Source organism: Pseudomonas siliginis (assembly GCF_024072275.1).
GTDB classification, from domain to species: Bacteria; Pseudomonadota; Gammaproteobacteria; order Pseudomonadales; family Pseudomonadaceae; genus Aquipseudomonas; species Aquipseudomonas siliginis.
In genome coordinates, this window is record NZ_CP099598.1 from 5,892,492 (window position 1) to 5,913,050 (window position 20,559).

Genomic DNA, 20,559 nt, shown 5'->3' on the forward strand with positions numbered 1-20,559 from the left:
CGGCGGTGTCTCACGTCGGTGTATTTCTGCAATATCCCCCGTTCGGCCCCCTCTCCCTCTGGGAGTGGGCTGGGGTGAGGGCCTGCGGCATGCAACTTGCTGCGTTCCAGCCACCTCAAGGCTGGAAGATCCCATGCTCCACTCCCACCTCACCACCCTCAACGCGGTCTCGCTGATCCTCAACACGTTCAAGGCCGAAGGCCTGTCGAGCGAGGCGTTACTGGCCGGCAGCGGCATCGTGGCAGCGGATCTGCAGCGTGCCGATACGCGCATCACCACCCATCAAGAGATGCAGGTCTGCACCAACGCGGTCGCGCTCAAGCGTGACATCGGTCTCGAATTGGGCCGGCGCATGCACGTGTCCTGTTACGGCATGCTCGGTTACGCCCTGCTGACCTGTGCCACCTTCGGTGACGCTTTGCGTCTGGCAATCCGTTATCCGGCGCTGTTGGGCACGTTGTTCGAACTGAGCCTGGAAGACGATGGCGAGCAGGTCTGGTTCGTCGCTGCTGATTACCGTGAAAGCGCGGCGATGGCGGTGTTCAACGCCGAATTCTGTCTGGTGTCCCTGAAAGTCATCTGCGACGACTTGCTCGGCCATTCCCTGCCGCTGCGCGCCACGCGCTTCGAACATGCAGCGCCGGACTACCGCGACAGCTACGCCGAACCCTTTAACTCGCCACTGCACTTCTCGGCCAAAGACAACGCCTTCGCCTTCGACCGCCACTGGCTCGATCAGCCGCTGCCGCTGGCCGACGCGATCACTCATCAGGCCATGGCCGAACGTTGCCGCAAGCAGAATCTTGAGTTCACTGGACGTCAGGCCTGGCTGGGGCGGATTCGTCAGTTGCTCAGCGCACAATTGAATGCCGCGCCGGGGCTCGAGGGGCTCGCGCAGCAAATGAAGTGCTCACCGCGCACCCTGCGCCGGCATTTGAAAGACATGGGCAGCAGCTATCAGGAACTGCTCGATGAACTGCGCTTCGAACGGGCCAAGCAGATGTTGTGTGAGGACCAGTTGCCGATCTATCGGATCGCCGAGACGCTGGGCTTCAGCGAGACCGCGAGTTTCCGTCATGCATTTGTGCGCTGGAGTGGCGTGGCGCCGAGTCAGTTCAGATCCTGAAGATCAAAAGATCGCAGCCTTCGGCAGCTCCTACAGGGATCGGTGAGCTGCCGAAGGCTGCGATCTTTGGTTGTGAGGGGCGAATTGCGGTCAGAGGTTTTGGCCATATCGATCCCCTTTTGGCCGCTCCCGACATTCTCCGATTCAAACTGCGCCGCAACACTGAAAGCCACCGAATCAGCCTTGCGGAGAACAACAAATGCTGACGATCTACTCAGACGATCACCACTTGCACCATGGCCGCTGCGAACTCATCGATGGCCAGCTCAAGCCGTGCTTCGAAATGCCGTCGCGTGCCGACCATGTGCTGCAACGCGTGCAGAAGCAAAACCTCGGTGCGGTCGAAGCGCCGAAGGATTTCGGCCTGGAGCCGATCGCGCGCATTCACAGCCGCGACTATCTGGAATTTTTCAAAGGTGCATGGCAACGCTGGACCGAGTTCAACACCGACGGCGACCTGCTGCCCTACACCTGGCCGGCGCGGACCTTGCGTGCGATCAAACCGACCAGCCTGCACGGCCAGCTCGGTTATTACAGCTTCGACGGCGGCGCGCCGATTACCGCCGGCACCTGGCAAGCGGCCTATAGCGCGGCGCAAGTGGCGCTTACCGCGCAGGCAGAAATCCAGCGTGGCGCACGCGCGGCCTTCGCCCTGTGCCGTCCGCCGGGGCACCATGCCGCCAGCGACTTGATGGGCGGTTATTGCTACCTCAACAACGCCGCCATCGCCGCTCAGGCCTTTCTCGATCAGGGCCACAAGAAAGTCGCGATCCTTGACGTCGACTACCACCATGGTAACGGCACTCAGTCGATTTTCTACGAACGCAGCGACGTCCTGTTCACTTCGATCCACGGCCACCCGGAAGCGGAGTTTCCGTTCTTCCTCGGCTACGACGACGAGCGCGGCGAAGGTGCCGGTGAAGGCTTCAATTTCAACTATCCGCTGCCGGCCGGTTCCGGCTGGGATGTCTGGAGCGCGGCGCTGGATCAGGCCTGCGACGAGATCGATCGCTATGGCGCGGACATCATCGTCGTCTCCCTCGGGGTCGACACGTTCAAGGACGACCCTATCTCGCAGTTCAAACTCGACAGCCCGGATTACCTGGCCATGGGCAAGCGCATCGCCGCCCTCGGCAAGCCGACCCTGTTCGTCATGGAAGGTGGCTACGCGGTGGAGGAAATCGGCATCAACGCAGTGAACGTGCTGGAAGGTTTTGAACAATGAAAAAGCGACTGATCGCCTCGGCGCTGTGCGCGGCCCTGCTAAGCGCTGGCGCCCACGCCGAAGAACGCACGCTGCGCGTCTATAACTGGTTCGACTACATCACGCCCAAGGCGCTGGACGACTTCAAGGCACAGAACAGCCAGACCAAACTGATCTACGACATCTTCGACACCAACGAAGCGCTCGAGGCCAAGCTGCTCACCGGCAACTCCGGCTATGACGTGGTGGTGCCGTCCAACGTGTTCCTCGCCAAGCAGATCGAGGCTGGAGTGTTCCAGCCGCTTGATCGCAGCAAGTTGCCGAACTGGAATCATCTCGATCCGAAGCTGATGAAGCTGATCGAAGCCAATGATCCTGGAAACAAATTTGCCGTGCCGTACATGTACGGCACCATTCTGATCGGCTTCAACCCCACCAAGATCAAAGCAGCCCTGGGCGATAACGCGCCGGTAGACAGTTGGGACCTGATCTTCAAGGAAGAGAACATCAGCAAGCTCAAGCAGTGCGGCGTCGCCCTGCTCGACTCGCCGTCGGAGATTCTGCCGCTGGCCCTGCAACACCTGGGCCTGGACCCCAACAGCAAGAAGCCGGCGGATTACGCCAAGGCCGAAGCGCTGCTGATGAAGATTCGTCCTTACGTGACCTACTTCCATTCGTCCAAGTACATGGCCGACATCGCCAACGGCGACATCTGCGTGGCCGTCGGTTATTCCGGCAGCTTCTCGCAAGCGGCCAACCGCGCCAAGGAAGCGAAAAACGGCGTGGTGGTGGAAATGCGCTTGCCCAAAGAAGGCGCGCCGATCTGGTTCGACATGCTCGCCATTCCCAAGGGCGCGAAGAACACCGAGGACGCCTACACCTTCATCAACTATCTGCTGCAACCGGCGGTGATTGCCCCGGTCAGCGATTTTGTCGGCTATCCGAACCCGAACAAAGACGCCACCGGCCTGGTCGATCCAGCCATTCGCAACAACCCGAACCTGTACCCGACCGACGCGGCAATGAGCACGCTCTACACCTTGCAGCCGCTGCCTCGGGATGCCGAACGCGCGCGCACGCGAGCGTGGACGAAAATCAAGTCCGGGACCTGAAACCGGCTCGTTTGCTCAAGACCCGCCTCGGCGGGTCTTTTTTTTGCCTGGCAGCTTTATCTACCGCACGGGTCGCTGTTGCGCCTTTTAACTTGCCCTGCTCCGCCGCCCTTGCGGCGTCCCGACAGAGCAGGAAACCACCATGACCGCCATTCCCAAAGCCAGTGCCGTCGATATCGTGACTCAGCTGGTTACTGGCCCCTCACTGCAGGAAGTCGCTTCAAAAACGCTGCGCGATGCCCTCAAGACGCTGTATCCGAATCTCGACATAGACCCGCGTCTGGCGATGGTCGTGCAACCCACCTGGGCTATTGTGGATGGTCGAGTCGTACCCGACGGGTATCAGGCTGGATCGCTGACCAACGCCCTGGTGCGGCTCGGCCTGTCCGGCACCACGGTGACGTACCTTGATGGCGAGCATTATCTGACCCTGCAACCCGGCATGCCCGCACCCGCGCATCTGCCGGTAAAGATCGATGCCATCGGCCTGTTGCTCAACGAACTGGCGCCACTGCTGTTCATCGCCTACAAGGAGCAGCACGTCGAATACTGGGACGAGTTCACCTACCCCGGGCAACCGCGCTGGCAGCAGTTGTCCGAGGCACTGCGCAACCTGTGGAACGTCGATGCCAGCGTCGGCTGGGACGCTGACGAGATCGCCATGGCCCGGGCGATTTTCAAACAGCCCGACCCGCAACAACGCCTGGCCCCCGCCCCGTACTCGGCAAAGGCATATCTGATTGACCTCGATCGCGGTAGCTCCGACAAGTCATCGCACTTGACCCTGGTCGATGCCGCAGTAGTGATCGGCACAATCGCAGACCGCAAGTTGATTCTCACCCACGCGGTCACCCAGGGCTTTCAGCGTTTCGACTCACTGGAGGAACTCGGCGAGGCTCTGCTGCGGATATATGGCGCAAGCGTCTCGGGCGAAGATCTCAAGTGGCGGCTGGTCGAACCCCAGGGCAATTTCTTCGACCAGCAGGCGTGCACGCTGATTTCCATGGAAGCAGATGCCTTGGGCGAAATCAGTTTTTTTCAGGATTCCCCTGGTAAACGCGTCTATCCGCATACCGGCACGGCCGGCAAACCGGCTCAACCGACACCGCGCCTCGAAGCGCACTTCGAGCGTTTGCAGCCGATGCTTCCGGACTGGCTGAACGACGCACTGCCCATGGATCAGACGCGTTACAGCCGGCACCTGCTGGATCTGACAACGCTGCAGCACGAAAACAACGGCAAATCCTTTCAAAGCGAAATCACCAGCCTGCAGGCGTTCACTCGTGCAGCGCTGATCAAACAGATTCTCAAGGAGCAGCCCGGCGCCAAAGACGTGAACATCGACAACATCGAAATCACCATCACCAGTCTCGTGGTCTGGGGCACGTTTGTATTGCCGGGAAATACTCAGGCTCAGACATGGACGCTGACCGAGCTTGCCCTGCAAAACCTCGCAGGCCTGCCGCTGGGCAACAAGACTGTGCGGTACAAGGATGGCAGCCCGGTACCCGAGTGGATGAGCGCGACTTTTCTGGAAAAACTGGTCAGCACGGTCGACATCGGCAAGACCTACCCGGCGCATCTCAAGGCCATGCTGCTAGACGACCCCGTGCAAGCGCCGCTGTTGCAAGGGCTCTACACCAGTCAGCTGCGCATTGAGCTGCCATTGCTGGCGTTGCAGCACAAGATCCGGGGTAGAGCCGGCCTCGATGAATCGGGTTATCGATACGTGGTCGCCGCATTCGCCACGACTGGCGCGGAACGCTACGTCGATGGCGAGGAAATCGTCATTCGCCCATTGGCCTTCGTCGCTCATCGCAGCCGCTCCACCGCAGACACTGTCGACAACATGTATGTCATAGGCCCTCGCGATGCCGACAAAGGGCCGTGCGTGCTGTATCGACCACTGTTTGACAAGACTCTGCTGCAATATCCGGGGCCCGCGAATCTGCTTTTTGCGATCCAGCATTCGCGACATTTGCGTGACTCGGTACTGGCCTGGTTGCCGGACGATGTGCGCTTCAATTACAGCCAGTTCGTCTTCACCGCCAGGCTGCCGTCGGTGTGGACGATCCCGCAACTGATGATCAATCCGACCACTGCGCTGGATATGTCAGGCGCGGTCGCGCTGGGCACTCAGGTGATCGCCAGCGACGTCCTCGCAACCCTGCACGAACGCAACGTCAAGGCGCTTGTCACTCAAGCCGACCGGCAGTCGGTCTCCGATGCCGAAGCACGCTGGGCCTCGCTGAAACAGGGCGGCTGGGTGATGCTCAATGCCGCGCTGCCGTTCCTGGGCCGCAGCGTAGGCACAGCGGCGTGGATCTGGCAGATCATGGATGATCTGCAGGAAATCACCGACGGCGCCAACGAGCAATCGGGGAAGATCGCCTGGACGGCCATCGCCGATATTCTCCTGGCGCTGGGCATGGTGCTCGCCCACCGTGCGGCGGTGGGCGATGCGCCATCGACACCCGTGGCCACGGAGCTCGAAGAGGATGCAGCGACGACCAGACCTGCCGCCAGAATCGTCAAAGCGCTGCGCCAGCCCGATATCACCGGCCCGCAATTAACCCAATTCCATGGCACATCAATCGACAGCATCACGGCGCTGAAGCGATCCCCGACGGCACTCGCCACGCTGTTGGACGGGTTCGAGGTCGGCAAGCCCGAAGCCCTTGGCGCAGCCACCCGGGAAGGCGCGTACCGAGACCTCTACGCCCACGCAGACAAATGGTACGCCCGGGTCGGTGAGCGCTGGTTCGAAGTCGCGCGCAACGCGCATGGCGATGTGCACATCGTCGATACGCGTCAGCCCACCCGACCAGCCGGGCCCAAGCTTGCCTATACCGCCAATGGCCAATGGGTGATAGATCTGCGTTTGCGCCTGCGCGGAGGCGGGCTGGAGGACGGGCGCAAGGTGGCGCAAGGCAAAAAAAACCAGGAGGTGGCCGTATTGTCCGAGCAGATCACCGCGTTCGATTTGACGATGGAGAGCAAAGGCAGCCTTCTCGATACCGAACGCAACAGCCTTCGCGATGCCCCTGCGCAGGCACGCGAACAAGCGCTTGCGCAGTACCTCGCCACGCTCGATTCACAGCACAACGAATATGCCGCGAACATTCAGCTGATCAAGACACTCAACTGCAAGCAATCGATTCCCAACTACCGCACGGTCATGCCGGAGCGGTTGGACATGCAGTTGTTTCTGGGGCAGGAGTGGCTCAGTAATAACGCTTCGGATTACCAGCAACGCGTACTGAGGGTGCAGGCGATACTGGACGACGAACTGCGCGGCGAATCGCAGGCGGTCACCTCTGCGTTCGAACAGTTGAACGATGCCACTCAAACCATTATCGAGAAAATGGAGTCGGCTGAAGCCTGCCTGGATGAACTGACCAGGCTGGGACCTGATGGCCTGGAGATAAAGCAGAAATACAACATCAGCCTGGCGCCCTACCCGCTGGATGATCTGAAGACCCTGCAGATCAGTCTCGGCCAGTACACCTGCATCAAGCCCGGCGATTCCACCGCTCATGTCGAGGCGCAACAAGCGCTGGCCAGTCTGTTCGAAGATGCTGCGCTGAACGTTCAGAGTTCGCGGGACCTGAGCGCCGATGAAAGCCTCAGTGATCTGCGCATACGCATCGACGCCCTGAGTCAGGTGAGCGAACAGTTCGCTTCCGTGGACAAGCGTTTCGATGACCTGGCGAGTGAATATTCCGAACACATACACACGGAACGCCTCAGGCAATTGCAGGCGCGCGTGGCCGCATTCAAGGATAGCGCCGACAACCGACTCGCCGACCTGTTGCGCTACCGGCACTTACTGGTGCCGCAAGCCGGTCCGTCGAGACCCTCAACGTCAGCTTCGAATCGGCAGATCATCAAGACACGCAACAAGGGCACCCTGGTCGGCCAGCGGAAAAAAAGCCTCGACGGCAAGAACACCGATCTGGTCGAAGTCGGTACGGCGCTGACCAGAGTGATCGCGACATTCAAGGAGGAATCGCCAGGTATCTGGGTCGAGCAGAGTGCACGGCCTGCACCGTTGCCTAAAGCCAGGCCCAACCTCAACAAGAGCATCAGCGAAGGGCAGGCATTGATCGACGGGCTGGCGGCGTTTCATCGGCGCATCGAGGCGCGTCTCAAACGCGGCTCGCGCATTCCAGTGGAGGTCGAAGAGGAATACCACAACCACGCCACCCTATTGCGCAAAGCCTGTGCGGCGATCGATGAAGCGTTAACGGCGAGTAACCTCACCGCTGCTCTGCATGAACCGTCCGAAGAGCTCAACCACAAGCTCGACGCTGCGGCTACGACACTGGAGCAAAAAGGCACCAGCACGCGAATCCGCCTGGTCAAGCAACAACTGCCAACAGCTGCCGGGGTCGAGTGGCTCAAGGACAAGGGCGAAGTGAACATCTCGAAAACCCTGACCCGACGGCGTCTGAGGCGCCATCAGAACGATTTTCTCGACGAATATCAGATTCGTGATGCGCATACCGACAAGGTCCTCTGCTATGCGCATTTCCATTACAGCAGCGTCGACGCGCCCGTTGGTGCATTTGTGCGTGGACATATGAAAACGCTCGCTCAGCACCGCATGGGGGGCGTCGCCGAAATAACGGGTGTGGATAATCAGAGGCTGATAGAAATCCATCGCAGCGAAATTTCCACTCGCAGCGCCGAAACGCTGTTCTTCAATCTCTCCAAGCCTGCCGCAGACGCGACAGCGCCGCTTTGATCGCAGGCTCTGGTACGGCGGCAAAACCCAGCACCAGGCCGGCGCGCTGATCCATGGGCGTAGTCGAGTCGGGTAACCAGTAGCTGCTCAGGCCGTTGATTTCGACATCGACATCAGCGGCCTGAGCGATCAATTGCTGCTCGCGCGCGATGCTGTCCACGGCGACGGTCAGGTGCAGCCCGGCCGACACGGCCGGCAACTGACCGACACCGGCGACCGTCGGCCAGCCTTCGAGCAGGCAGTTGCGCCGGCTCAGCGCAGCCCGGCGCATGCGACGGATATGTCGCTGGAAATGCCCGGCAGCCATGAATTCGGCCATCACCGCTTGGGTGCTGACCTCCGAATGCCGCACATCGACGGCGCGGCGTTGCGCAAACGCGTCGACCAGCGCTGGCGGCAGCACCAGATAACCAAGGCGCAACGCCGGAAAAGCGACCTTGCCGAAGGTGCCGACGTAGAGCACACGCCCCTGACGATCAAGTGCGGCCAACGGCGCCAGCGGTGCGCCGGTGTAGCGGTACTCGCCGTCGTAATCATCCTCGACGATCCAGCCGCCGACACGCTCGGCCCAGGCGAGCAATTCCAGACGCCGGGCCAGACTCATCACCACTCCGGTCGGGTACTGATGAGACGGCGTGACATAAGCCACCCGACAATCGCTGAGCCGGGCCATGGCGCTGCAATCGATACCGTCGCTATCTACCGCCACCCCATGCAATTTCGCCCCCGCCACAGCGAAGGCATGCCCGGCGGCGCGATAGCCCGGATTCTCGATCGCCACACCGTCCCCCGGCTCGACCAGTAACTGTGCACAAAGGCTGATGCCCTGCTGTGCGCCACTGGTGATCACAATTTGCTCAGCCGTGCACTGCATGCCGCGCGAGCTGCGCAAATACGCAGCAATCATGCCGCGCAGCCGCGCGTCACCGGCCGGGTCGCCGTAACACAGCTGCTGTAGATCCGGTTTACGCCAGAAAGCCGCGTTCAGCTTGGCCCAGACCTCGAACGGGAACAGATCAAATGCAGGCACACCCACCCGAAAAGCGCGCGGCGGACCGCTCGGTGGTCGAGGTAAATGGTGCTTTTCAATGCGAGAAAAGCCACCACTGTGGATAACTTTGCTGGATGAATTCACAGGTAAATCCAGCCAATTTGTGGATAAGGCTGTGGGTAAGCCTGTTGACAAGCCTGTGGATGAATTTGTGGATAGTTTTTTCTTCGACGTGGCTGTCTGAGCCAATTGCGCCACGTAAGTACCGTCGCCGACGCGCCCTTCGATAAAGCCCTCGGCATACAACTGATCGTAGGCGCGCACCACGCTGTTACGGGAAATGCCCAGCGCCGAGGCCAGGTCACGGCTGGCCGGCAATCGCGTGCCACTGGCCAGACGTCCATCAAGCACCCGCAGGCGCAAAGACTGATAGAGCTGGCGACTCAGGCCTTGACGGCGATCAAGCTCGATACCGGCCGGGTTGAAGGGCATCGACAAGGGTGGCAGATCGGGCATGGCGAATGGACCTATGAAATGGCTCGGCAATGGCTCTTACAACGGACCAATAGCCTGCCTAGGATGCAGGCATTCGCCAAGGAAAATCTGTCCATGTACACGCCACGCGCCTTTGCCATCGAAGACTTGTCCCAACTGCACGAACTGATTCTTGCCACGCGCCTGGCCATTCTGGTCAGCCACGGCGAAAGCGGCCTGCAAGCCAGCCACGTGCCGGTGCTGCTGCATCGCGAACAGGGCGAATACGGCACGCTCTACGGCCATCTGGCCAAAGCCAATCCGCAGTGGAAGGACCTGCGTGACGGTGCCGAGGCGATGCTGATCTTCGCCGGCCCGGACGCCTACGTCAGCCCAAGCTTGTATCCGAGCAAAGCCGAGCACGGCAAAGTCGTGCCGACCTGGAACTACATCGCCGTGCACGCCTACGGTCATGCCGAGACTTTCAGCGATGGCGGGCGCCTGCTCGATATTGTCAGCACTCTGACCGACCGTCATGAAGCGGGCCGCGCGCAGCCGTGGTCGGTGGACGATGCGCCAGCCGAATACATCGACGGCATGCTCAAGGCCATCGTCGGGTTTGCCATTCCCATTGACCGCCTCGAAGGCAAACGCAAGCTCAGCCAGAACCGCAGCGCTGAAGACATTGCCGGCGTGCGCGAAGGCCTCGCCGCCAGCCCCGACGCCAACGATCAAACCCTTGCCAGCCTGATGCGCTAAGGATCTACCCATGACCCAGATCGACATTCGCCCGGTCAGCGCCAATGACCACGCCGCTTGGCTGCCGCTGTGGCAGGCGTACCTGCGCTTCTACAACACCGAACTGCCGGACGCCGTCACCCAGAGCACCTGGCAGCGCTTTCTCGACCCGAATGAACCGACCCACGCCGCCCTCGCGTGGGCCGATGGCAAAGCATTGGGCATGGTGCATTACATCTATCATCGCTCGAACTGGAGCATCGAAAATTCCTGCTATTTGCAGGATCTGCTGGTGGTGCCGGAAGCCCGTGGCACCGGTGTCGGTCGGCTGTTGATCGAGCATGTCTACGCTACCGCCAAGGCCGATGGTTGCTGCAAAGTCCACTGGCTGACCCATGAAACCAACGCCACGGCGATCCAGCTCTACGAGCGCATTGCCGAACGTCCGGGCTTCATCCAGTTTCGTAAAGCCCTTTAAGGAGACGCGCACATGACTGCTTCACTCGCTGACTGGAAAGGCGTCCCCGCCCCCTCCGCCACCCTGCTCGAGGGCCGTTTCATTCGTCTGGAAAAACTCGACCCGGCGCGTCATGGCGATGAGCTTTACGCCGCCCTCGAAGGGCCGGGTGCCGATCCGAAGCTTTGGGATTACTTGCCTTACGGTCCGTTTCCCGAGCGCAGCGCGTTCAACGACTGGCTGAACAATCATGCAGCCAACAGCGACCCGTATTTCTTCAGCATCATCGACCGTGCGACTGGTCAGGTGCAAGGCATCCTCAGCCTGATGTCGATCGTCCCGGCGCAGGGCCGCATCGAAATCGGCCACGTCACTTTCGGTGCGCCAATGCAGCGCTCGCCGAAAAGCACCGAGGCGGTGTACCTGCTGGCCAAATATTCGTTCGAGCTGGGTTACCGACGCCTGGAATGGAAGTGCAACAACGGCAACGCCCGCTCCAAATACGCGGCCGAGCGTCTGGGCTTCAGCTTCGAAGGCGTGTTTCGCCAGCACATGGTGGTCAAGGGGCAGAACCGCGATACCGCGTGGTATTCGATTCTGGATGCGGAATGGCCAGCGATTGGTGCTGGGTTCGAGCGCTGGCTGAGCGATGAAAACCAGACGCCTGCTGGCCAACTCAAAGGTCTGGCCGAATGCCGTAGCTGAACTTCACGGATACCCTTGTGGGAGCGAGCCCGCTCGCGAAGGCGGTGTGTCAGTCACCGCAGATGTTGACTGACTGACCGCTTTCGCGAGCAGGCTCGCTCCCACAATGGGCGGGGTCTTTCTTAACAACGCAGTTCTTGCGCCAGCACCGCAATGTGCTCCGGGCCGATCCCGCAGCAGCCACCCAGATGACTGGCGCCGCGCTGTTGCCAGTCCAGCGCCCAGTGCAGATATCCCGGCGGATCAAGATCGTCACGCAACGGGTCGAGCCCGTCATTGGCCGTGGCTTCTTTCGGTTGCGGAGGAAACGCGTTGGCATACGCGCCGATATTGATCCTGACGCCGAGACGCTCAAAGGTTGCGCGCGCCGCGTCGATTGCTGCGCCAATCACTTCAGGCTGACTGCAGTTGAACAGCAGGGTTTCGACGCCGAGTTCAGCCGCCACCGCAGCCGCTTCGGCCACTGGCTCGCCAGAGCGCAGGCGCGGCACTTCATCGGTGTCTTCATCCTTGAGCGTGAATGACAGCCAGAACGGTTTACCGTCCTTCGGCAGCCCGGCGTGGATAGCGCGGGCCTCGACGATCGAGCTTTGCGTTTCTGCCAGCCACAGGTCCACATGCGGGGCCAGCCCCGTGACCAGCGGCGTCAGCAGCTCGCTCACGCGATCCGCTTCGAACAGATCCGGACGATACGAACCAAACAGCGGCGGCAACGAACCGGCAACACGCACTGGCTTGCCGGATGCCTGCACCGCCCGCCGCGCCAACTCCCCCGCCAGTGCCGCAAGCGCCTGGCCTTCAGCCGCAAAACGCGCCTCGCCAATGTGAAATGGCACCACCGCGTAACTGTTGCTGGTGATCACGTCGGCGCCGCTGTTGATGTAAGCGGCATGCACCGCCTCGACCGCCTGCGGCGCTTCACTCAGCGCCAGTGCCGACCACTCCGGCTGGCGAAATGGCGCCCCGGCGCGTTGCAATTCACGGCCCATGCCGCCATCGAGAATGACCGTACTTGCTGCGCCCATATGCTTTTCACTCATATGCTTATGAAAATAACTCACTATCAGAGTCGTTCTTATAACTATTTAATACGCACCACTCGGTTAATAACAACCTCTTTTTTCAACAGGAAGCGACTGTGAAACTCCAACCGCTATTGGCCCTGGGCCTGACCATTCTGGCCTCCACCCAAGCCTTCGGCGGCGCGACGCTGGACCGTGTCGAACAGAAAAAAGAGCTGGTCGGCGTGCTCATGGAAAGCTATCCGCCCTTCTCATTTCTCAATGAGCAGAATCAACTCGACGGTTTCGATGTCGACGTTGCCAAAGCGGTGGCGGACAAGCTTGGCGTCAAACTGCGTCTCGAAACGCCGTCCTGGGACGTGATCGCCGCCGGTCGCTGGAGCGGGCGCTACGACATCTGCATCTGCTCGATGACCCCGAGCAAGGCCCGCGCAGAAGTGTTCGACTTCCCGGTCGAGTACTACGCCTCGCCAGCGGTAATCGTGGTCAATGCCAAGGACGATCGCATCCACAGCGCCAAGGATCTGAGCGGCAAAAAGGTCGGCCTGACCAGCGCCTCCAGCTACGAAAGTTATCTGAACAAAAATCTGGTGATCGAAGGCGCCGAGGATACGCAGTTGCAGTATCCGTTCGAGGATGTGCAGATCGCCCCGTACGACACCGACAACGTCGCCTTCCAGGATCTGGGCCTGGGCGCCGGCGTGCGCCTGGATGCAATCCTTACCAATCTGGTCACCGCACAGCCGCGCCTGAATCAGGATCAGCGCTTCAAATTGGCCGGCGAACCGCTGTACTCGGAACCCAACTCGGTGGCCATCGAAAAGGGTGACCCGCAATGGGACGCCAAGGTGCGCGAGGTGTTCGCCCAGCTGAAACAGGACGGCACCCTGAGCAAGCTGTCGCAGAAATGGATCGGCGCCGATATCAGCCAATGACTTCCTTTCCGACCCCGCCCCAGCCACCGCAACCGGTGGCTGAAACCCGCCTGCAAAAGCTTTTCGGGTTCCGTACGCGCCTGTACCTGACGTGGGCTGCGCTTTTCTGCCTGTTCGCCGGATTCTTCCTCAGCTTCGACCTGAAGTTCGCGATCATCCTCGACAAACTGCCCAACCTCGTTGGCCTGAAGCTGGCGCCAAACGGCTTCCTGCAAGGCGCAGCGCTGACGCTGTTTCTCTGCGCCTGCTCGATCATCGCCTCGTCGCTGCTCGGTTTCATCACCGCGCTGGCGCGCCTGTCGAGCAGCGCCGTGGCGTTTGGCATCGCCAGTTTCTACACCTCGTTCTTTCGCGGCACGCCATTGCTGATCCAGATCCTGCTGATCTACCTCGGCCTGCCGCAACTGGGCATCGTCCCCGGCGCCATCGTCGCCGGCATCATTGCCCTGTCGCTGAACTATGGCGCCTACCTGAGCGAAATCTTCCGCGCCGGCATCCTCGGCGTCGATCACGGCCAACGCGAAGCATCCCTGGCGCTGGGCCTGCGCGAAAGCGTGATCTTCTGGCGCATCACCCTGCCCCAGGCCATGCGCACGATTATCCCGCCGACCACCAACCAGTTCATCTCGATGCTCAAGGACTCGTCGCTGATCTCGGTAATGGGCGTCTGGGAAGTGATGTTTCTCGCCCAGTCCTACGGGCGCTCAAGCTATCGCTACATCGAAATGCTCACCACGGCGGCGATCATCTACTGGCTGCTGTCGATCGGGCTGGAGCTGATTCAGGCACGGATGGAGCGGCATTACGGCAAGGCTTATGTGCGCCGTAGTTGAGGTGCATTCAAATGGTGTCCCGGCGAATCCGCACTACGCCCATTTTCATGCCGAAGGGGCGGAACACCGCGTTCAGCGACTTCAGGGTCTGATTGCCTTCGCCATGTTCGATATGCACCAGCGTGCGCACTGAAATCTTGCACATCTTCGCGAACTGGGTCTGATGCAGACCGGTGACTTCGACCCGTAAACGGCGCACGGCGTCACCGATTTCCAGAGTGCCTTCGGCCAGTGATTGCTGAATGCTTTCGATGAGCGCCGTGCGCTCGAGGACGGTCAGACTCATTGCAGGTCCCACTCTTTCAAACGTTGCTCGAGGTTTTTCAGATGAACGCTCGGGTGATTCATGGTTCTGGCGGGCAAACCGCTGGCCGCAAGAATATCCGGCAGTGCGGCCAGACGGCGGGCATCCGCGCGCAGGCCTTCGAACAGCGCAGAGGCATCCAGCCCCGCCAACGAATCGTGCGGATCTGCGTTATCGGCCAATACGCGGCAGACACCTCGCCAATCGACATCTCCCGCCCGCTCCAACTCTTTTGGCCATTTGGTCGTACGCGTCACGCCTTCGTCATCCATGACCATCGGGGCGAGGTCATAAATCGGCGCGAGCTGGAAAGCGTTCTCTTGCCGGATGATCGCCGTGTTACGACCGTGGTTATCTGAGTTTCCGAGGATTTTATTGATCAGGTCGCGACGCAGATAATCGGCGACGAGGCCGGGAATCTGGCTGGCCTGACCCGCTTTGCTCCAGAGCCCGGCGAGCATGCGGATCACTTCCAGATGATTCATGGCGCTGCCTGGCGTCGTCACTTCAGCCAGCGAATAAATCGATTCGACGGCGAAACGCGACACCGCCCCATCTTTCACTTGTCGATCAAAACGCCGCATCCACAAACTCGGTTTGGTCGCCTCTTCCAAGGCCAGGCCTTCTGCCGCGACGGTTGCGATGCCCAATGTCTGCAGCGCTTTGTAGTAATGGAATTCGCTGCGCAGGATGTCCTGGTCGGTCTGCCCACCCCTGTTTCTGGCGAATTTCACGAACCAGTGCTGTCGCACTTCTTCATCGTCCAATACCGCATCGGGATACAGAAGCCCGGCGCTGTTCTCTGCCAGTAAGAGCTTCGGAGCTTCCCCACCTGCCCCCGTCGCGCCACCGATGGCCGCGCCCAGCTCGTAGGCATATTCAAGAAAGCGGTTGTCGCGGCTAATGACCTCCTCGCGCTTGAATCCGATCGGCTTCCTGTCATCGACTGCTTCCGCCGATTCCTTTATTCGCATGTTGCCAATGGGTGCCGGTGTACTGCGACCCAGCAGAAAGAGATCGGCGCTGATCTCGGCGGGTCTTTCCTGACCCAGGCGGGCGAGTAGAAACCGCTTGGCTGCGCCTGCCGGTGCGATGTCGTGGACAAAGGCCGGCGTCTTCGCGCGCCGACCTTCCCAATCCAGCGGATACAGGGCACTCACGGCTTGGGAAAAAGGCGACCCGATCAACTCGATGTTTTCCACCAGATAGTCCGCTTCATAGCCAAAACTGCAGCGGCTTTCGAAGCCTTTTTCCGGATCATCGAAGTCAAGAATCATCGCGTCGTGCCATTGCCCAGCGGTGAAGATCTGGAGTGTCAGGTTGTACATGTTGATTCCATTTGCATTTTAATGCAGTTCAACGAGGAAAAACTTTCAATACATGCAATATAGTGCATACGAGCACTTTTACGCGCTTAAATATCTGCAACAAAATGCAGATTAGCACTCCCATGTGGCCGTCTGAACGCAAATTAATGCAGTTAAGCGTCTGACGTGCCGCTGGTTAAGGTTCTTCAACGGGAGAAAGCCGTAGGAAAAAGAACAGCCACCACTGCGCAAAATCTCTGATTTGTGAACACCAGTGAGGATTTTCTACACAACGATCCGATGTCGCCTGCGTGGATGTGGGAAGCGGCCGACATCGGTTTTTTTCAGGCAGCAATAGAGTTGGATTTTCTCGATACGGAAATCGAACCTGATGCCCACTCAACACCTATTCGCACCAAAACACCTGGCTCTGGCTATTTCACTGGCGCTGGGTGGCGTAGCGCTGGCTAACGCCGAGCAATCCACTGAAGCAATCGAGCAGCCCCCAAGCATGGAAACGACGGAGCAGCCCGAAGCCAACCCCAAGCAACAGGCTTTGGAACGGCTCCAGGGTTTTCTCAACGATGCGAGCACAGTGCCGATTACCTTTACGACACCGGAAACCGTGTTCAAAGGGACTGACGTCAACGACTTGATCACCCTTGCAGACGGGGCAAGCTTCACTGGCCGGCTGGATGGCGGTAAGGGCGATAACGTGTTGTTCCTGAATGCTGCGGATGGCGGCACGTTGAACGACACGCGCAACTTCAATGGGTTATTCGTCGCCCAAGGCGACTGGACGCTGAGCTCCAAGGGTGATTTTCATGAAGGCGTTCTGGTCAACAGCGGTGGAGCACTGACCAACCTTGGCAGCATCAAGGGTGATGTGTATGTCCAGAATGGTGGCAGTTTCGCCGGTAAAGGCACGGTGGGAAATCTTGAGGTAGGTGGGCTGCTCACCGTCAATGCAGCGCTTGGCGCACCTCGAGTGAAGGGTAATTTGCACTTGGCGCCTAGTGCCGAATTGGCTTACGAGGTCACTCCCGCTGGTTCTCAGACGATCAAGGTCGATGGCACAGCTCAGCTTGACGGCGCCACCCTGAAAGTCGTCGCGGCGGGTGAATATCCGCAGAGCAGCCAATACAAAATCATCGAAGCCCGTGAGGTGAAAGGCGAGTTTGGCCGGATCGAGAACGATCTGGCGTATATGACGGCCACGGCTCAATACAACAAGAAATCGGTTGGACTGACTTACGCTCGCAATGGTGAACCGCTTGAAAGCCTCGCTCCTACAGAAAATGCAGGCGCACTTGCAGGAAGTATTATCGAGCCAGAGCAGCCGACTTCTCCCGCTGTACCGATCGCGACAACGCCCGCTCCAGCTTCAATGACAGCGGGGATCGCAACTCCAGCCCCCGCCCTGACCTCAGTTGCGACCTTGATTGAAGACTCCGCATCGGTGGAATCATCGATGCCCGACGAAATCGTAACTGCACAAACCACCGCACAGCCCGCGTCGGAGCCTGCAAAGCCCATTAACACCGCCGTCGCCGCACTGCTGACCAGCGATAAAACCACCGCGCCAATCGCCCTCGATCAACTTGCCGCAGGCAGCAATGCCAACCTCGCCAAAGCCACGCTGAGCAGTATCACGCCGGTCAGTACGAGCATGCTCTCGGCGATGCGCCAACTGGACAACCGTTCCGACTCTACTGACGGCTCGCGCAGTTCACCGCGTCAGGCCGCAGGCAACGAAGACTCCGGACGGGTGTGGGTTCAGGCGCTGGGCCACGGCGGCAAGGTTGACCGCGACGCTGACGGCATCCTCCAACATGCCACGCAAGGGCTGGTCGTGGGCGCTGACTGGCGACTCGATGAGCACTGGCATGTCGGCCTGCTTGGCGGCAAATCGCAGACGAAACTCGATGCCCGCCAGTACAACGCCGACCTCTACAGCTGGCACCTCGGTGCCTATGCCGTGCGTCAGGACGGCCCGCTGTCTTTGCGCCTAGGTGCGACCTACGCCAGCCATGACGGCAGCAGCACACGGCGGGTAGCGTTCAAGGGTTTCAGCGATCGTCTCAAGGGCAATTACAACGCCAATACTCAGCAAGCATTTGCCGAGGCCGGGTTCAATCTGGGCCGGGATCGCTTAACCCTCGAGCCCTACGCCAACCTCGGCTATCAGCGCTATCAGCGCGACAGCTACAACGAAAAGGGCGGCGACGCGGCGTTGAAAGTCTACGGCCAGACCCGCGACAACTTCAGCAGCACCTTCGGTCTGCGTGTTGCGCAGGTCAATACGCTGGATAACGGCATGCATTTGACCCCGCGATTGAGCGCAGGCTGGAAACATATCTACGGTGACATCGACAGTGACACCCGCCAGCAACTGCGCAAGGGCGGCAAGCGCTTCGAAGTGACCGGCGCGGCACTGGATCGGAACAGTCTGTCGCTGGATGCGGGGCTCGATCTTGGTCTTTCGGCGGCGCACACACTGGGCGTGGGCTTGACGGGTGAGCTGGGTAATGACAGCCGAACGTATGGCGTGGCGGGTCAATGGCGCATGGCGTTCTGATGGATTAAGCACGCCTCCTGTGGGAGCGAGCCTGCTCGCGAAAGCGGTGCATCATACAAAGATGCTATTGGCTGACCTGGCGCATTCGCGAGCAGGCTCGCTCCCACATGCGGTCCCTGACAATGACCTGACAGGTCGGAAAATCACAGGCAAAAAAAGGGGAGCACATGCCCCCCCGAGGTTTAAAGCATTGGATCGCGACTGTTATCTCAGCCTTCGATCTCGATGAGGATTTCGCCCGGGTTGACCCGGTCGCCCTTGGCCACATGAATCGCGGTGACCTTGCCGGCAATGGCAGCCTGGACTTCGGTTTCCATCTTCATCGCTTCGGTGATCAATACCGCCTGGCCCGCCTTGACGGTGTCGCCCTCCTTGACCAGCACATCGACGATGTTGCCCGGCATGGTGGTGCTCACGTGGCCTGGTGCCGAGGCCTGTTTGCGTTTGCTGCTGCCACCACCGACAAATTCGTTGAGCGGTTCGAACACCACTTCTTCCGGCATGCCGTCGATGGACAGATAGAAGTGGCGCTTGCCCTCGGCCTTGACGCCGACACCAGTGATGTCGACGCGGTAGGTTTCGCCGTGCACATCGATGACAAACTCGGTCGGCACACCTTCGCCGCTCGCCGAGGCAACGGCGCCCGCTTCCGGGATCGGCAAAAGCACTTCCGGCGTAAGAGTGCCGGCGGCGCGTTCTTCAAGGAACTTGCGGCCGATGTCCGGGAACATGGCGAAGGTCAGTACGTCTTCTTCGGATTTGGCCAGTGCTCCGATATCGGCACGCAGCTTGGTCATTTCCGGCTTGAGCAGATCGGCCGGGCGCACGTCGATGACGTCTTCGCTGCCGATCGCCTGACGGCGCAGTTTTTCATTGACCACCCCCGGCGCCTTGCCGTAGCCGCCCTGCAGATACAGCTTCACTTCGTTGGTGATGGTCTTGTAGCGCTCGCCGGCCAGTACGTTGAAGAACGCCTGGGTGCCGACGATTTGCGAGGTTGGGGTCACCAGCGGCGGGAAGCCGAGGTCTTCACGTACGCGCGGGATTTCTGCGAGCACTTCGCCCATGCGATTCAGAGCGCCCTGCTCTTTCAACTGGTTGGCGAGGTTGGAGATCATCCCGCCCGGCACTTGGTTGACCTGCACACGGGTATCGACGGCGGTGAATTCGCTTTCGAACTGGTGGTACTTCTTGCGTACGGCATAGAAGTACAGGCCGATTTCCTGGAGCAGCTCCAGATTCAGGCCGGTGTCGTACTCGGTGCCCTTGAGCGCGGCGACCATTGATTCGGTGCCCGGGTGGCTGGTGCCCGAGGCGAAGCTGGAGATTGCGGTATCGATGTGATCGGCGCCGTTTTCGATCGCCTTGAGCTGGCACATGGCGGCCAGGCCGGCGGTGTCGTGGGAGTGGATGAACACCGGCAACGACTGCTCGGCTTTCAGAGCACGCACCAGTTCACCAGTGGCATACGGGGTCAGCAGACCGGCCATGTCCTTGATCGCTACCGAGTCGCAGCCCATGGATTCCATTTGCTTGGCCTGGGTGACGAAAGCGTCGATGGTGTGCACCGGGCTGGTGGTGTAGGCGATGGTGCCTTGCGCATGTTTGCCTGCAGCTTTCACTGCTTCAATGGCAACGCGCAGGTTACGCACATCGTTCATCGCATCGAAGATGCGGAACACGTCGATGCCGTTCACCGCTGCCTTGGCGACGAAGGCTTTGACCACGTCATCGCTGTAGTGGCGATAGCCGAGCAGATTCTGCCCGCGCAGGAGCATTTGCAGGCGGGTGTTGGGCAGCGCCGAACGCAGTTGGCGCAGGCGCTCCCACGGGTCTTCCTTGAGAAAGCGCACGCAGGCGTCGAACGTCGCGCCGCCCCAGCATTCCAGCGACCAGTAGCCGACCTTGTCGAGCTTGTCGCAGATCGGCAGCATGTCTTCGGTGCGCATGCGGGTGGCGAGCAGCGATTGGTGAGCGTCGCGCAGGATGGTGTCTGTTACGAAGATTTTCTTGCTCATTCTTGTAT

The 20,559-nt window shown here is 60.1% G+C and carries 15 protein-coding genes; 10 read left to right on the forward strand and 5 right to left on the reverse strand.

What is annotated here, in order from left to right:
* Positions 1-133 precede the first annotated feature (133 nt).
* The 4 genes from NF676_RS27125 (at position 134) to NF676_RS27140 (ending at position 8,189) form a co-directional block, all read left to right on the forward strand.
* Complete coding sequence (locus NF676_RS27125; protein WP_095181211.1) at positions 134-1,126, forward strand: AraC family transcriptional regulator; 993 nt, start codon at positions 134-136, stop codon at positions 1,124-1,126.
* A 199-nt stretch (positions 1,127-1,325) separates the two neighbouring features.
* Positions 1,326-2,351: a histone deacetylase family protein gene (locus NF676_RS27130; RefSeq protein ID WP_133335582.1), complete on the forward strand. Its 1,026-nt coding sequence runs from the start codon at positions 1,326-1,328 to the stop codon at positions 2,349-2,351.
* Complete coding sequence (locus NF676_RS27135) at positions 2,348-3,442, forward strand: polyamine ABC transporter substrate-binding protein (protein WP_252887027.1); 1,095 nt, start codon at positions 2,348-2,350, stop codon at positions 3,440-3,442. The genes NF676_RS27130 and NF676_RS27135 overlap by 4 nt, the downstream gene beginning before the upstream one ends.
* Before the next feature lie 142 nt (positions 3,443-3,584).
* Positions 3,585-8,189 carry a dermonecrotic toxin domain-containing protein gene (locus NF676_RS27140; protein ID WP_252887028.1) on the forward strand — a complete coding sequence of 1,535 codons (4,605 nt, stop codon included), beginning with the start codon at positions 3,585-3,587 and terminating at the stop codon, positions 8,187-8,189.
* Here the strand turns inward: NF676_RS27140 and pdxR are convergent.
* Positions 8,146-9,696: a MocR-like pyridoxine biosynthesis transcription factor PdxR gene (gene pdxR, locus NF676_RS27145; protein ID WP_252887029.1), complete on the reverse strand. Its 1,551-nt coding sequence runs from the start codon at positions 9,694-9,696 to the stop codon at positions 8,146-8,148. The two genes, NF676_RS27140 and pdxR, sit on opposite strands and share 44 nt — an antisense overlap.
* Positions 9,697-9,789: 93 nt before the next feature.
* Between pdxR and NF676_RS27150 the strand changes: the two genes are divergently transcribed.
* From NF676_RS27150 to NF676_RS27160, 3 genes are read left to right on the forward strand one after another with little or no spacing between them, the layout of a single operon-like run.
* Complete coding sequence (locus tag NF676_RS27150; RefSeq protein WP_252887030.1) at positions 9,790-10,413, forward strand: FMN-binding negative transcriptional regulator; 624 nt, start codon at positions 9,790-9,792, stop codon at positions 10,411-10,413.
* Between the two features lie 10 nt (positions 10,414-10,423).
* Entirely contained in the window at positions 10,424-10,870 is a 447-nt protein-coding gene (locus tag NF676_RS27155; RefSeq protein WP_095181207.1) for a GNAT family N-acetyltransferase, read from the forward strand.
* Between the two features lie 12 nt (positions 10,871-10,882).
* On the forward strand, positions 10,883-11,554 hold the full coding sequence (locus tag NF676_RS27160) for a GNAT family N-acetyltransferase (RefSeq protein WP_056790955.1): 672 nt from the start codon (positions 10,883-10,885) through the stop codon (positions 11,552-11,554).
* A 122-nt stretch (positions 11,555-11,676) separates the two neighbouring features.
* Here NF676_RS27160 and NF676_RS27165 read toward each other — a convergent pair whose 3' ends face one another.
* Positions 11,677-12,579 carry a homocysteine S-methyltransferase family protein gene (locus tag NF676_RS27165; protein ID WP_056790957.1) on the reverse strand — a complete coding sequence of 301 codons (903 nt, stop codon included), beginning with the start codon at positions 12,577-12,579 and terminating at the stop codon, positions 11,677-11,679.
* Positions 12,580-12,692: 113 nt separating this feature from the next.
* On the opposite strand from NF676_RS27165, the gene NF676_RS27170 reads away from it, so the two are divergent.
* A complete protein-coding gene (locus NF676_RS27170; RefSeq protein ID WP_016772458.1) occupies positions 12,693-13,511 on the forward strand; it encodes an ABC transporter substrate-binding protein in 819 nt (272 codons plus the stop codon).
* Entirely contained in the window at positions 13,508-14,344 is an 837-nt protein-coding gene (locus NF676_RS27175) for an amino acid ABC transporter permease (protein WP_252887031.1), read from the forward strand. The genes NF676_RS27170 and NF676_RS27175 overlap by 4 nt, the downstream gene beginning before the upstream one ends.
* Positions 14,345-14,351: 7 nt before the next feature.
* On the opposite strand, the gene NF676_RS27180 is transcribed toward NF676_RS27175, so the two are convergent.
* Together NF676_RS27180 and NF676_RS27185 are read right to left on the reverse strand one after the other, a co-directional pair.
* Positions 14,352-14,630, reverse strand: coding sequence for a helix-turn-helix domain-containing protein (locus tag NF676_RS27180; protein WP_041476582.1), 279 nt, complete (start codon positions 14,628-14,630; stop codon positions 14,352-14,354).
* Entirely contained in the window at positions 14,627-15,976 is a 1,350-nt protein-coding gene (locus NF676_RS27185; protein WP_252887032.1) for a HipA domain-containing protein, read from the reverse strand. The genes NF676_RS27180 and NF676_RS27185 overlap by 4 nt, the downstream gene beginning before the upstream one ends.
* 370 nt (positions 15,977-16,346) lie before the next feature.
* On the opposite strand from NF676_RS27185, the gene NF676_RS27190 reads away from it, so the two are divergent.
* Positions 16,347-18,533, forward strand: coding sequence for an autotransporter family protein (locus NF676_RS27190; RefSeq protein WP_252887033.1), 2,187 nt, complete (start codon positions 16,347-16,349; stop codon positions 18,531-18,533).
* Positions 18,534-18,742: 209 nt separating this feature from the next.
* Here the strand turns inward: NF676_RS27190 and oadA are convergent, their stop codons facing one another.
* Positions 18,743-20,551, reverse strand: coding sequence for a sodium-extruding oxaloacetate decarboxylase subunit alpha (gene oadA, locus NF676_RS27195; RefSeq protein ID WP_252887034.1), 1,809 nt, complete (start codon positions 20,549-20,551; stop codon positions 18,743-18,745).
* Positions 20,552-20,559: the final 8 nt, after the last annotated feature.